The sequence below is a fragment of the Streptomyces chengmaiensis genome, from assembly GCF_029846775.1.
Lineage (GTDB): Bacteria > Actinomycetota > Actinomycetes > Streptomycetales > Streptomycetaceae > Streptomyces > Streptomyces chengmaiensis.
Window position 1 is genome coordinate 123144 of record NZ_JARWBG010000003.1, and the last position, 13598, is coordinate 136741.

The 13598-nt window shown below is 72.7% G+C and carries 12 protein-coding genes; 5 read left to right on the forward strand and 7 right to left on the reverse strand.

Annotated features, from left to right (window positions below):
• Positions 1 to 176 precede the first annotated feature (176 nt).
• The 3 genes from QCN29_RS03910 to QCN29_RS03920 all read right to left on the reverse strand — a co-directional run bounded on the left by QCN29_RS03910 (position 177) and on the right by QCN29_RS03920 (position 3416).
• Positions 177 to 878: a class I SAM-dependent methyltransferase gene (locus QCN29_RS03910; protein WP_279926256.1), complete on the reverse strand. Its 702-nt coding sequence runs from the start codon at positions 876 to 878 to the stop codon at positions 177 to 179.
• A 510-nt stretch (positions 879 to 1388) separates the two neighbouring features.
• A complete protein-coding gene (locus QCN29_RS03915) occupies positions 1389 to 2720 on the reverse strand; it encodes a hypothetical protein (RefSeq protein WP_279926257.1) in 1332 nt (443 codons plus the stop codon).
• A 288-nt stretch (positions 2721 to 3008) separates the two neighbouring features.
• Positions 3009 to 3416, reverse strand: a complete 408-nt coding sequence (locus QCN29_RS03920; protein ID WP_240135744.1) for a DUF4345 domain-containing protein — start codon at positions 3414 to 3416, stop codon at positions 3009 to 3011.
• A 110-nt stretch (positions 3417 to 3526) separates the two neighbouring features.
• Here QCN29_RS03920 and QCN29_RS03925 point away from each other — a divergent pair, with 110 nt between their 5' ends.
• Positions 3527 to 4498 carry a LysR family transcriptional regulator gene (locus QCN29_RS03925; protein WP_240135743.1) on the forward strand — a complete coding sequence of 324 codons (972 nt, stop codon included), beginning with the start codon at positions 3527 to 3529 and terminating at the stop codon, positions 4496 to 4498.
• Between the two features lie 184 nt (positions 4499 to 4682).
• Here QCN29_RS03925 and QCN29_RS03930 read toward each other — a convergent pair whose 3' ends face one another.
• Complete coding sequence (locus QCN29_RS03930) at positions 4683 to 5648, reverse strand: pirin family protein (RefSeq protein WP_240135742.1); 966 nt, start codon at positions 5646 to 5648, stop codon at positions 4683 to 4685.
• 144 nt (positions 5649 to 5792) lie between these two features.
• Between QCN29_RS03930 and QCN29_RS03935 the strand changes: the two genes are divergently transcribed.
• From QCN29_RS03935 to QCN29_RS03950, 4 genes are all read left to right on the forward strand, one after another.
• Positions 5793 to 6380, forward strand: a complete 588-nt coding sequence (locus QCN29_RS03935; RefSeq protein ID WP_279926258.1) for an Rv1733c family protein — start codon at positions 5793 to 5795, stop codon at positions 6378 to 6380.
• Positions 6381 to 6466: 86 nt separating this feature from the next.
• Positions 6467 to 6925 carry a Crp/Fnr family transcriptional regulator gene (locus tag QCN29_RS03940; protein WP_240135740.1) on the forward strand — a complete coding sequence of 153 codons (459 nt, stop codon included), beginning with the start codon at positions 6467 to 6469 and terminating at the stop codon, positions 6923 to 6925.
• 10 nt (positions 6926 to 6935) lie between these two features.
• Positions 6936 to 7640, forward strand: a complete 705-nt coding sequence (locus QCN29_RS03945) for a CBS domain-containing protein (protein WP_279926260.1) — start codon at positions 6936 to 6938, stop codon at positions 7638 to 7640.
• A 109-nt stretch (positions 7641 to 7749) separates the two neighbouring features.
• Complete coding sequence (locus QCN29_RS03950) at positions 7750 to 8526, forward strand: response regulator transcription factor (protein WP_279926261.1); 777 nt, start codon at positions 7750 to 7752, stop codon at positions 8524 to 8526.
• Here the strand turns inward: QCN29_RS03950 and QCN29_RS03955 are convergent.
• The 3 genes from QCN29_RS03955 to QCN29_RS03965 all read right to left on the reverse strand — a co-directional run bounded on the left by QCN29_RS03955 (position 8472) and on the right by QCN29_RS03965 (position 13529).
• Positions 8472 to 10217, reverse strand: a complete 1746-nt coding sequence (locus QCN29_RS03955; RefSeq protein ID WP_279926262.1) for a sensor histidine kinase — start codon at positions 10215 to 10217, stop codon at positions 8472 to 8474. The genes QCN29_RS03950 and QCN29_RS03955 overlap by 55 nt on opposite strands.
• A 94-nt stretch (positions 10218 to 10311) precedes the next feature.
• Complete coding sequence (locus QCN29_RS03960; RefSeq protein ID WP_279926263.1) at positions 10312 to 12717, reverse strand: glycoside hydrolase family 65 protein; 2406 nt, start codon at positions 12715 to 12717, stop codon at positions 10312 to 10314.
• On the reverse strand, positions 12714 to 13529 hold the full coding sequence (locus QCN29_RS03965) for an HAD family hydrolase (RefSeq protein ID WP_279926264.1): 816 nt from the start codon (positions 13527 to 13529) through the stop codon (positions 12714 to 12716). Before QCN29_RS03965 ends, QCN29_RS03960 begins: the two co-directional genes overlap by 4 nt.
• Positions 13530 to 13598: the final 69 nt, after the last annotated feature.

Consider the following 13598-nt stretch of genomic DNA (forward strand, 5'->3'; position numbering starts at 1 on the left):
GGCGCCGCTTCACCGGCAGACCGCCGGCCCCGCACTGACCCGGGCAATCACTTCCCACCGCGCTCGGGGCAGACGTCTGACCGCATGGACCTGGGCGGATGAAAGCAGTGGTGAGACCGGCCCGGCGGCCGGTCTCATTTGATGTTGTCGCCGGGGATCAGATCGGCGAGTTCGTCTCAGGAGATGTTGTCGGCTGCCCGCGTTTCCAGATCTCCAACCGACTTCCCTGGCTTTCGAGCCACGAGGTATGCCTGCCGGCCTTGCCGGGGCTTCTCCTGCTCGTTGGGCTCGCGGATCAGCCGGGCGTCCACCACAAGCCCGGTCTGGCTCAGCAGCTCAGCGATGCGGTCGGGAGACACCCAGTAGACGTCGAGGGAGAACTCGTGCCCGTATGCATGCTCCAGGTGCCGGAGCCTGTCACCGGCCTTGAAGGCGATCAGCAGATGGCCACCCGGAGCCAGCACGCGGTGGAACTCTGCGAATACAACTGGCAGCAGCTCCGGAGGGGTATGGACGATTGAGTACCAGGCGATGATGCCGCCAAGACTGCCATCCGCCCGGTCCAGGTCCGTCATCGACCCTTCGTCGAATTGCAGGTCCGGATGCCTGCGCCGGGCAACCGCAACCGTCTCGGGAGACAGGTCGATGCCGAACGCGGTCACCCCGAGGGACTGAAGGTGCGCTGTCACGTGGCCGGGCCCGCAGCCGAGGTCAGCGACGGGCCCGGCGTCCAGGGCCCGCGTGAGTTCGGCGAACGTGCTTATCATCGCGCGGCCGTACAGGTCGTCCTCGAACGCGGGAGGCACGAGCTTGGCGTAGTCGACGGCAACAGTGTCGTAGGCCACCCGAGTGGCGTGCAGGTAGGACGGCTCGGTCATAGCTGAGGACAGTAGTGCCTTCCTGCTGTTGTCGGTCAGTCGTCTTCGGCGGCTGCGCGTCGGCGGAAGGGCAGCTTGGCGGCAGCGCCCTGATCGGTAGCGTGCGTCATTACGTCGGTCGGTGCCGGTCGTCCAAGTGACCCCGCAGACTGGGCACTCCCGCTTCTCCATGCGGGAGGACGCGTCACGCGTGCCTCCTTGCGTGCGTCGAAGGCTTTCAGCGGGACGACCTCGGCGGCCGTGTCGTCCAGGTGTGGCACGGAGACGCCCTCACCGCCGAGTGCCAGCACCCCGACGGCACCGGGTCCGCCTGCAGGACGGCGCGGAGCGGGTGATGGCCTGGCTGCCCGCGGTGGGGACGAAGGACCCTCCCGGGCTCCCCACGTGCGCCCGGCCCTTCTCCGCACGCTGAGCTGCCGACGGCCGGGCCGCGGGGCGCGGCCGCCTGTGTCAGGCGCACCTGCCGGTGACCCCGTCGGTCGCGTCGCCCTTGAGGAAGGTGGCGCCGCCCTACTCTCCCAGCTGCTCGACGCACGCCGACCGGATTTCCTCCAGCAACTCTGGGTAGTGCTCGCCGTACGCATTTACCGCGTGCCACACCGCGTCCAGTGCCGCCTTCAGCGGGTCGGGCTCGGCAGCGGCCAGCACGGCAGGAAGGGCGAAGTGCGGCTGTGAGATCCGCTCGGGTCCGCGCGGAGTGCCGGAGGCGTGCACCACCACGGCAGCACCTTGCCCCACGCCTGCGGTCGGTGTCGCGCTCTGACTGACTGGCCCAGTCGGTACGAGCGCGCCCAGTGTCCGGCCGAGGCCCCGCCGCCTTGGCCCGTCTCCCGACTCCGCGGCCGGGACCCACGTCCACCCTGCCGCCGCCGGGGGCGTGGGTGGGCGATATGGCGGTCGCCCAGGAGGTATCGCCTCGAGCACCGACCGCCTCGGGACCTGCGGGTCGGACCGCAGGGTCTCCCACAGCCGGGCCGTGTCGTCGAACGGCGGCGGCAGCGGACGTTCCTGCGTCAACGCGGTGAGCGCCTGGGTGACCCACGGAACCTCGGTCAGGCCCGCTGCCGCGCAGGCCTGCTGGGCAGCCAGCGACGCTACCGCACGCTGGACCTCCGGACCCGCGGCGTCGAGGGCGTGCACCAGGTCGCCGTCGAAGCGGAGCAGACCGCGGACGTTACCGCCGACACCGCGCAGCCCCTCGCTCGGCAGTCGCCCGCCCCACTCCCACTGCTCGCGGTGCAGTCGCCGCTCCTCGGCGGCCCGTTCCTCCGCCTGGCGGGCCAGGCATTCGGTCTTGGCGCGCTGCTGGGGGGTGGGTGGCGGCGGAAGTTCGCGCGCGTAGCGGTGCCAGTACGCGGCGATCCGCGAGGTCTGGCGGACCACACGACCCGGGCGAGGCGGCGCGGGCCAGAACTGCAGTAGGTAGCTGTCCGCCTGTGGCTTCCCGGCCACCCTGGTGTCCAGCTCCCGTCCCTCGTCCATCCCCCGGGCGCAGTACCGCACCCGGTAGTCGGTCCGGGCGAGATCCAGGTCCCACGCGGCCTCACCCGCCCACTGCACCAAACTGGTGCGTTCCGAGGCCGGGCGGAAGGACACCTCCACCACGTCCTCCCAGACCGGGCCCAGCGGAGGATCTTCGTCGTGGACCTCCACGACGAAGCCGACGTTGCCTGTGTGCAGCCCGGTGATCAGCCAGAGCACGCCCGGGACTACGGCCCCGCACAGCCCCCCGCGCTGACCTGCGAACGCCTTGGAAAGGTCCGGGATCGCACTGTCCGGATCGCTTTCAACGTAGATCTGACCGTAGTGAACGTGCACCTCGCCTGTGACCGGCCTGCGCACAGCACCCCTCCCTTTGTCGCCGACGGCCTCGAAAACCCTCGGTCGGACGGGCCGTCACGTGCCCCACATCATGCCGCGGGCCACTGACAACAGGTCTGGCCATAAGACGGACTTGGCCGCATCCTGCCTGTCCCGCTGTCAGCAAGGGCCCACCCGGACATGAGAGGCGAGCAGCACCGCGAACACCATGGCGAAGACAGCTCCCGACGGTGTTACGACGCCGTGAGGACGTCATGAAGACGGCGGGCGGGGCGGCCGACCCCCGATACGGTCGCCCCGCCCGGGCTCTCAGCGCGTCCCCGGCCGTGCGGGCTCCCGGCACACCCGCCGTGACCACAGGAGCAGCAGGGGCGGCAGCAGCAGTTCGACCCCGATGCCCGCCGTGAAGAGTGCGTGGGGAGCGCCGACCGACAGATACGACAGGCCGCGCGCCAGCCCCCCGAGGAACACGGCGCCGAACACGGCCCGCAGCGCGAGCGCGTGGCGTTCGACGTGCGGGACCGTGGCCAGCATGACGATGCCGAGGGTGCACCACAGCCCGGCGAAGAAGCGGTAGTTGCTGTCGAGCGTCGTGTCGGCCTCGACGACGCCAGGCAGGACGGAGGGCCCGAGGGCGATGTCGGCCAGGGCGGTGCCCACCACTACCAGGCCCAGCAGCAGGATCACCGACTGGAACCAGCGGCGCGACGACGGCATGACGGACTCCTCGCTCGGGTGTGTGCGGTGATTCCATCGTCGCCGGGCCGCCTGCCTGCCGGGAAGTGCTGACTGATGCGCGTACGGCCCCGATTGATAACGTCCCGTTTATGAGTGACGGGTCCGATCCGAGCATGCGTCAGCTGCGGCTGCTGCTGGTGCTCGCCGAGGAGTTGCACTTCGGGCGCGCCGCCGAGCGCCTCTACATCAGCCAGCCCGCGCTCAGCAGGCAGCTGCGGCGGCTGGAGGAACAGTGGGGTGTGGCCCTGCTGGAGCGGTCGACCCGGCGGGTGCGCCTCACCGCCGCCGGTGAGGCCCTGCTCCCCCGCGTCCGGGAGGCGGTCGGGGCCGCCGAGGCGCTGCGAAATGCCGTACGGGAACAGGAGCGGTCGCTGTCCGGCCGCCTCGTCCTGGGCTGCTATGTGACTGCCCTGCCGGTCATCCGGGCCTTGCTGGAGCGGGTCGAGGAGCGGCATCCCGGGCTGGAGACGGCGCTGCGAGAGGTGGACTTCACCGAGCAGTTCGGGGCGCTGCTGGACGGGCGGGTCGACGCGGTGCTGTGCTACGGCCCGGCGCCGCGCGGCGTGCAGTCCCTGCGTCTGGCGACAGAGCCGGTCGTCGCCTGCCTGACGGACGGCCACCGGCTGGCCGGACGCCGTTCCGTGACGCTCGCCGAGCTGGCCCGGGTGCCGGTGGTCGGCCTGTCTCCGGCCGTGCCGGACGGGTGGCGGGCCTTCTGGGCGGCCGATCCGCGACCGGACGGCGCACCCGTGGCGTACACCGCGCATACGGCGACGACGTTCGAGGGCGGTCTCGCGGCGGTCGCACAGGGCGCGGGGCTGCGGCTGGTCTCGGCGAGTTGCCGCGAGCTGTTCCCGCGGCCCGGCATCCGGTACGTCGACGTCTCCGACGCCCCTCCCTGTGCAGCGCTGCTGGCGTGGGCGGCGGCCCGCCGGGACGCGCCGGGGGTGGTGGCCCTGCGGCGGGCGGCCACGGAGCTCGCGGCCCAGGCGGCGGGGGACGGACCGGACGCCCGCTGGTGGGACGGGTCGGCGGGCGGGACGGCCGGGCAGCCGGCCTGATCCTCCCCGCGCGCCTCGACCTGCCGGGCCCGATCGGCGTACCAGGGGTGGTCGGCGCGGCCGGAGTACCCGGCGTCGCCGGGGAGGGGCTGCCCGTCACGAACGGCGTCGGCGGCCGCGCGTGACGCACACGGTCCAGCGCTTCCGGGTCACGGAGCCGCCGAACCTGCCGCGTTGTCCCGGTTCAGCGCACCCTGCCCCGCGGTTTCAGCGGTGTCGCGGGGAGTTCGGGGGCCGGCAGGCGGTCGCCTGCGTAGCCCTTCACCTCGCCGAAGCGGGTGCCCGTCATCCACGCCTCGCGGGCCTCGGCGATCTCGTCGTGGGTGCGGCCGACGAGGTTCCACCACATGACGATCTCCTCGTCGAAGGGCTCGCCGCCCAGCAGCATCACCGACGCGTCCGACTCGGCGCGCAGCGGGAGTTCGGTGCGGCCGCAGCCGAGGTAGAGCATCGATCCGGGCAGGACGGGGACGGAGTCCACATGGGTTTCGCCGGACATGGCGAGGACCGCGTACTCGAAGTCGGGGTCGAGCGGGAGGCGGGCCTCGGCGCCGCCGGTGAGGGTGAGGTCCGCGCCGGTCAGCGGTGTGTGGACGGCGCCGGGTGAGACGGCGCCGTCGAGGGCGCCGAGGATGACGGTGGCCGTAATGCCGGGGGCGGTGACGGCCGGCAGGTCGGTGTGGTGTTCGAAGCGCGGTTCGGTGTGGCGGGCGCTGTCGGGAAGCGCCACCCACAGCTGCGCGCCGTGCAGGAAGCGGGGGTGCGGGACGGGGCTCTCCTCGGAGTGGCTGATGGCCCGGCCCGAGGTCATCAGGCCCAGTTCGCGGGGGCGGATCGCGGCGAGTGAGCCGGTGCTGTCGCGGTGCAGCACCTCCCCCTCGTGGAGCCAGCTGACGGTCTGGAGTCCCATGTGCGGGTGGGGCGGCACCTGCATGCCGGGCTCACCGGCGATGTCGTCGGGGCCGTAGTGGTCGACGAAGGCCCAGGCGCCGACCATGCGGCGGCCGAGGTTGGGCAGCAGCCTGCGGACCTCGGTGGATTCCCCGAGGGGTACCCGGCGGGGGCTGAGGAGTTCTCGTACGGGTTCGGCGACGACGAAGCCGCGGCCGCCGCAGCGGGAGGGGACGGCCTGACGGTCGAGATTGCTCATGGCGGCCAACCTAGCCGGGTGCGGCCGGACGAGGGGGCCGAACGGCCCTGATGGGAGGCCCGGGCAGCCCTGGGGCGTACGGGGCCCGTCGTTGGACGCTGGGTTCGACGGCGTAGGAGACGTCCCGGAGAGGGCGGGGTCGCCATGAAGGACACAGCACATCCGCGGCGGGCGGCGCCGAATCCACTGCGCCGGAGGTGTGACGTGGTGGAGGCGTGGGCCGCGGCCGTGTTCGCTGCGGCCCTGGTCGCAGGCGCTCCCGCGGCGGGCGCGGCCGCGGGCTGGATGACGTACGAGCACGGGCGCTCGGCGGCCGCCGAACAGGCGGCGGCCCGCCACCCGGTCGAAGGGCGGCTCCTGGAGGATGCCGGGGCTCCGCAGGTGTCGGCCGACCGCGGTGGGACCGCCGTCGAGTCCTGGGCGCAGGTCCGCTGGCAGGAGCCGGGCGGCAAACAGACGGAAGGGCTTATTCCGGTTCCGGAGGACGCCACGCGCGGTGACCGGGCGGTGGTGTGGCTGGACGAGCAGGGGCGGGTCACTCAGCCGCCGGACAGCGGCGCCGACGTATGGGCGAGCACGATCGTGGTCGGCACGTTCGCCGCGGGCGGCGCGGCCGCTCTCGCCACGGGCGGCCGGCTGTGGCAGCACCACGCCGCTCTGCGCCGCCGGATGGCGGAATGGGAGGCGGACTGGGCGAAGACGGAGCCCGAATGGAGCCGGCGTGGAGTGTGAGGGCCCAGCCTTGGGCCAGTCGGCCCTCCCGTGTGGTGGGCCGGGGTCCGAGGCTGGAACACAGGATGCGAGATGAAGGAGCAGCGATGACCACCCCCTCCCCCACCCGTATGGCCGCCTCCCTGCCCGCCGAGTACCGCGCCCGGCTGATGGCGACGGCCAGGGAGGTCGGCTTCCCCGAGAACTACCGGATCTTCGAGGAAGGGCAGCCGGCCGACCACTTCTGGATCATCCGCTCGGGCACGGTCACGCTGGACTTCCGGGTGCCCGGCGGGCGCAAGGCCGTCATCGACTCCCTGGGGTTCGGGGAGCTGGTGGGCTGGTCCTGGCTGTATCGCCCCTATGTGTGGCAGCTGGGCGCGGAGGCGATGACGCCGGTCCGCGCGCATGAGTTCGACGCCGAAGTGGTGCGGATGATGATGGACGCCGACCCCGCGTTCGGGTCCGCCATGGGGCACTGGATCGGGCGGGTGCTCTCGCACCGGCTGCATGCGACACGAGTACGGCTGCTGGATCTGTACGCACCACACGGAAGCGGAAGCTGAGGAGTTCTCCATGCCGGTGACATCGAACGACGCCGGGCCGCGGACGCGTGCCCCGCACACCGTCAGCGACGTCATGACCCACACGGCCGTCGCCGTGGGTCGGCGGGCCACGTACAAGGAGATCGTGGAGCTGATGGAGCAGTGGAAGGTCAGCGCGCTGCCCGTCCTGGCGGGTGAGGGCCGGGTGATCGGCGTGGTCTCCGAGGCGGATCTGCTGCCCAAGGAGGAGTACCGGGTGGAGCGGCCGTCGTGGGGCGCGGAGCTGCCGGCCGACGCGGTGAAGGCCGAGGCCGTGTGCGCCGAGGAGCTGATGTCGGCCCCGGCCGTGACGGTCCATCCCGATGCCACGCTTCCCGAAGCGGCGCGGATCATGGCGCGGCGGCGGGTGAAGCGGCTGCCCGTGGTGGACGCGACGGGGTTGCTGGAGGGTGTCGTGAGCCGGAGCGACCTGCTCAAGGTGTTCCTGCGCGGGGACGTGGAGATCGCCGCCGAGATCGACGAGGCTGTGCTGCGGCATCTGCCGCCGGACGTCCGGGTGCGGGCGACGGTGACGGAGGGGGTGGCGACCATCGCCGGCACGCTGCCGGAACGGTCTCTCGTTCCGCTGATCGCCCGGTCGGTGCGGGCGGTGGAGGGCGTGGTGGACGTCAGGATCGAGCTGTCCTCGGACGACGCCGGGATCGGGGGCGGAGCCGGGGGCGAGGCGTCGCGGTAGGGACGTCCGGCGGCGATCGGACCCGTTCGGCCCTGGCGCCGGACGCGCATCGGCGGGCACGATCGATCACATCCGACGGTCGGGGGGGCTGCACGGTCAGGGAGCCGATATGTCCGACGCTCCGGCCTTCTCGGCTGAGACGCCCATCCGGGTACTGCTCGTGGACGACCACGAGGTCGTCCGGCGCGGGCTGCACGATCTGCTGGACTCCGAGCCCGACATCGAGGTCGTCGGGGAGGCGGCCACCGCGGAGCAGGCCCTGGCCCGGGGACCGGCGCTGCGGCCGCGGGTGGCCGTCCTGGATGTGCGGCTGCCGGACGGGGACGGCGTCTCCGTCTGCCGGGAACTGCGCTCACGGATGCCGGCGCTGGTCTGTCTGATGCTGACGTCCTTCGACGACGACGAGGCGCTGCTGGATGCGATCATGGCCGGGGCCTCGGGCTATGTGCTCAAACAGATCAAGGGATCCGACCTGGTGTCCGCGGTGCGCACGGTGGCGACGGGGCAGTCCATGCTGGACCCGGCCACGACGGCGCGGCTGATGCGTTCGCTGCGCGGGCCCGAGCCCGCGGCCGAGGAGGACGAGCGGCTGGCCGGGCTCACCGCACGCGAGCGGTCCGTGCTGGAACTGATCGGGGAAGGGCTGACCAACCGCGAGATCGGCAAGCGGCTGTATCTGTCGGAGAAGACCGTGAAGAACCACATCTCACGGCTGCTGGCGAAGCTGGGTGTGGAGCGGCGGGTGCAGGCGGCGGTGATCGCGGCTCAAGTGCACGACCAGCATGACCAGCGCGACCAGCAGGAGCTGCACGGGCAGGGGCAGCCGGGGCCTCAGTCCGCGGGCGGCAGCGGAATGCGCCACTCCAGCAGGGTGCCGCCGGGCTGACGCGCCGCCACGGTCAGTGCGCCGCCCAGGTGTTCGGCCCGCTCCGCGAGGTTCCGCAGGCCCCCGGTGCTGCGTTCCCGCGCCTGCCGGGAGATCCCGGCTCCGTCGTCCGTCACGGTGACGGTCAGCGTTCCGCCGCGGGCGACGAGGGCGACTTCGGCGCGCGAGGCACGGGAGTGCCGGGCGACGTTGCTCAGCGCCTCGCCGATCACGGCCACGACCTCGTCGGCGGCCGCCCGGGGCACCTCGGTGTCGATGAGGCCCTCCATGCGCAGCGCCGGGGCGAAGCCCAGGACGCCGACGGCGTCCTCGACGATGCGCACGGCGCGGCCGCGCAGTCCGTCGGCCTCCCTGGAGTGCTCGTGCTCGCGGAGGCCGAAGATGGTCGATCGGATGATCTTGATGGTGGAGTCGAGGTCGTCGATGGCCCTTCCGAGCCGCTCCTCGGCCTCGGGGTGCTGGACGAACCGCTGGGCGCTCTGGAGGGTCATACCGGTGGCGAAGAGCCGCTGAATGGCCAGGTCGTGCAGGTCGCGGGCGATTCTGTCATGGTCGGCGAGCAGGCTCATCTGCTCGGCGTCGCGGCGTCGGTCGGCGAGTTCCAGGGCCAGGGCGGCCTGTGCCGCGAACCCGGACAGCGGGCCGGTCTCCGTGTCGCTGAACGGCGGGCGTCCCGCCTGCCGGGCGAGGGTCAGCACACCGCGCACCCGGTCGTGGGTGCCCACCGGCACGGCCACCGCGGGCCCGAAGCCCTTCCAGCGGCCGGGCTCGAAGGTGACCCGCGCGTCGTTCGCGATGTCGGGCGAGGTGATCGGAGCGCTCTCGGCGAGCGCGGCCCCGATCAGGGTGCCCTCGGCGGGCAGCAGCTTGCCTCGGTGGCCCTCCGCCCCCTGGCCGAGAGCCAGTGCTCCGCGCAGCCGGCCGCCCCTGGCCTCGGGGCCCTTCTCCAGCAGGTAGATGGCGCTGAGCTCCGCCGAGGTGATCTGCCGGGCGCGTTCTGCCATCACCTCCAGCACCTCGGTCTCCGAGGACCCGGACAGCAGGGCGCCGGTGATCTCGGTGCTCGCGGCCAGCCAGCGCTCCCTGAGCCGGACCTCCTCGAACAGGCGGGCGTTCTCGATCGCGATGCCCGCCGCCACGGCGAGCGTCGACAGCACCGCCTCGTCCTCGGCGTCGAACGCGGCCCCGCCGCGCTTCTCCGTCAGATACAGATTCCCGAAGACCTCGTCGCGGACGCGGATGGGCACCCCCAGGAAGGTGTGCATGGGCGGGTGGTGCTCGGGAAAGCCGGACGAGGCCGGGTGCTCGGACAGCTCCTCGAGGCGCAGCGGCTTCGGATGCCGGATCAGCTCGCCCAGCAGCCCGTGCCCGGACGGCAGGTCGCCGATCTGCCCGCGCACCTCGTCGCTGATGCCCACCGGCAGGAACTGCGCCAGCTTCCGGTCGTCCCCGATGACGCCGAGCGCTCCGTAGCCGGCGTCGACGAGGGCCACGGCGGCCTCCACGATGCCCCGCAGCACCTGCGGCAGGTCGAGTTCGCGCCCCACCGACAGGACCGCTTCCAGGAGCCCGTTGAGCCGGTCCCTGGTGCCGCGCACCTCGTCGATGCGGGCCTGGAGCTCGTCGAGCAGCTCGTCAAGCCTCAGCTGCGGCATCCGGCCGTCCCGCTCGGTTCCACCGTCGTGGTGCATGGACCCCTCCGCCTGTGTGAGACGTGAGCGCGCATCGACGCCCCGGTGCCCTGGTGTGTCCTCTCCACGGTAGCCGCCGACACCGCCGGCCCGCTCAGGACTCGGGGCGCGGCAGCCGGTACCAGTGGCGCTCGCCGGGGTTGAGCACGACGCGGCGGTCGTCGGGGAGGACCACGGTGAGCGGGCCTGCCCGCGACGACGGCACGATGATCCCCAGGCGGCCGGGCAGCATCCGCACCCGGAGGCCCCGGTGGCCGCGGTAGCACAGCGAGAAGGTGAAGCGGGAGATCTCGTCCAGCGGCACCGGGTGCAGCCGCAGCCCGTCGGCCCCGGTCTCCAGACCGGTCAGTCCGCGCTGCACCAGGTCGAGGGTGCCGGCCATCGCGCCCAGGTGGATGCCTTCGGCCGTGGTGCCGCCCTGGACGTCGGCCACATCGCTGAGCAGCGCCTCCTCGCAGTAGCGCCAGGCGTCGGCGCCGCCGAGGCGGGTGAGCACCCAGCCGTGCACCAGGCTGGACAGGGTCGAGCCGTGGCTGGTTCTGCTCAGGTAGTACGAGACGGTCCGGCGCCATGTCTCGTCGTCGACGACATAGCCCAGCCGTGAGAAGAGCTCCGCGAGCTGGGCCGGGGAGAACAGCTGGCCGAGCATCAGCGTGTCGGCCTGCTTGGACGCCTGGTAGCGGTTGACCGTGTCCCCCTCGGCCTCCAGGATCCGGTCGAGTCTGCGGATGTCCGTGTAGCGGGCGCGGTATGCGTCCCAGTCCAGTTCGGCCAGCTCGCCATACCCCTCGAACTGGCTGATCACCCCCTGGTGGAAGGGCACATGCAGACCGCGTGAGACGGCCTCCCAGCGTTCCGGGACGTCGGGCTCCGCGCCGAGTTGCTCGAACAGTTCGGACCGTCGCGCCTCGGGCAGCGCCGCCGCCAGTGCGGCGGCCCGCGCGAGCACCCAGGAGGCGGTCACATTGGTGTAGGCGTTGTCGTCGAGGCCGGGGCGGTCGGAGTCCGGGTAGGCGTCGTGGAACTCGTCGGGGCCGACGACGCCCCGGATGCGCCAGCGGGCGAGGGAGGGGTCGTACTCCGCCGCTCCCTCCCAGAACCGGGCGATCTGGAACAGCATCTCCGCTCCGGGACCGTGCAGGAAGTCGGTGTCGCCGCTGGTCTGAGCGTACCGCCACACGTTGAGGGCGATGGCCGAGCCGACGTGCCGCTGCAGCCGTGAGTGGTCGGGCATCCAGTGGCCGGAACGGGGGTTGAGGTGGACTTCCTGGCTCTCCTCGTGGCCGTCGCGGCCGCTCTGCCACGGGTACATCGCGCCCTGGTGCCCGGCCTTGCGGGCGGACTCGCAGGCTGCGGGCAGCCTGCGGTGGCGGTAGCCGAGCAGGGCGCGGGCGACCTGCGGGAAGTGCAGGCTGAGGTACGGCAGGACGAACAGCTCGTCCCAGAAGACATGGCCGCGGTAGGCCTCGCCGTGCAGGCCGCGGGCGGGCACGCCCACGTCGAGGGTCGCGGTGTTCGGCGACAGGGTCTGCAGCACATGGAACATGTGCAGCCGCAGCACCCGGCCCGCCTCGCCCGGCACGGACAGCTCCGCCCGCTGCCACAGCCTGTCCCATGCCTGGCGGTGCGAGGTGAGCAGGGCGGCGAAGCCGGGGGCCTGGGTGACGCTGTCGAGCGCGTCGCGCTCCAGCTCTCCGGCGGGGCCGTCGACCGTGGTGTGCAGGGCGGCGGTCTTCACCACGGTGACATGGCGCTGGCGGGAGATCGGCACGGTGCAGGACTGGGCGGCCCGGCCGCCGCTGAACCAGGTGCTGACGGCGGCCAGGGGCCGTACGGCGGTGCGCAGGGCCATGGCTGCGCGGAGCCTGCCGTCGGTGGCGCGGCAGCTCAGCCACAGCGCGCCGGAGCGGTCCACTCCGCTGCGCAGTCCGGTCAGATGGCGGTTCGCCAGTTCCCGGTAGCGGTCGACGCCCGCGTTGACGACGTCCCCGTCCAGCGCGGACTCCAGCTCGATCTCTCCCTGCCAGCCGTACGCGCGCAGCGTGGTGCGCTGGGCGGCGAGATACGGGTCGCCCATGTGGACCAGGCGGGTGTGGGTGACGCCCAGCCGGCGGCCGTAGCCGTCCTGGTAGAGCAGATGGCGGGTCAGCACGCCGGACCGCAGGTCGAGGGTCAGGTGGTAGCGGCGCAGGCTGGCGTGGTCGGGGGTGAGCCAGTCGCCGACCGGGCCGTCGGCGGGGCGGCAGCGGTAGCGCAGCGGCAGCCAGTTCGGCAGGTTGACCAGGTCTTCGTTGACGATGCGACGCCCGGCCACCAGTGACTCAAGGCGGTTGTAGCAGCCCGCGCCGTAGGTGGCGGGGTAGTGCACGGGGCCCGCGTCGGTCTCGGGGGCGGCGCCGCGGGTGGCGAAGCGGCCGTTGCCGAGGGTGCACAGGGCTTCCCTGAGACGTTCCTGCTTGGGGTCGTAGCCGCTGTACTCCCAGGTCCATGAGGAGGTCACAGCTCGCTCCCCCGGCGGATCCGGCCGGGCAGGCCGGTGAGGTCCTCGACCACCGTGTCGGCCCCAGACGCGCGCAGCCGGTCGGCGCCGGCCCGGCTGCCTGCCCGGTTGACCCCGACGACCAGGGCGAATCCACCGCGGCGGGCGGCCTGCACGCCGACGGCCGCGTCCTCGACGAGGGCGGTCGCCGAGGGCGGCGCCGCAAGGCGGTGTGCGGTCTCGAGGAACAGCGCGGGGTCGGGCTTGGACGCCAGGCGCAGTCGGGCGACCTCTGTGCCGTCGACGACGGCGTCGAGCAGGTCCGCGATCCCGGCGGCGGCGAGGAGTTCGCCGGCGTGGCGGGAAGCCGAGGCCGCCGCACAGGCCACCCTGGCCCGCCTCAGCGCGTGCAGCACCTCGGGCACCTCAGGGAAGACCCGCACGGGCCGCTCACGCAGCGCGGCGACGAACATCTGGTCCTTGCGTGCGGCGACGGCCCAGACGGTGTTGCAGCCCGGTGGGTCGTCGGGGGCGCCGAGCGGCAGATAGAGGCCGCGTGAGGTGAGGAACGAGCGGGCGCCCTCGACGCGCGACCTGCCGTCCACCAGCCGCCGGTACTCGTCGTCCTCGTCGAAGGGCCGCCCCTGGGGACTGTCGCGGTCCGCCAGGGCGTGCAGACAGGCGTCGAAGGCACGCTTCCAGGCGGCGGCGTGCACTCCGGCCGAGTCGATCAACACGCCGTCGGCGTCGAAGACCGCGGCATGCAGCGGGCGCGGCCCGGGGGGCTCGACCGTTGCCTGCTCGTGGGTTCCCGCCCCGGTGCTGCGTTCCATCCGGCTCCTCTCATCGGCACGGTACGTCGGTCCCTGTCCCGGTCCCGGTCGCGTTCCCGGTCGCGGTCA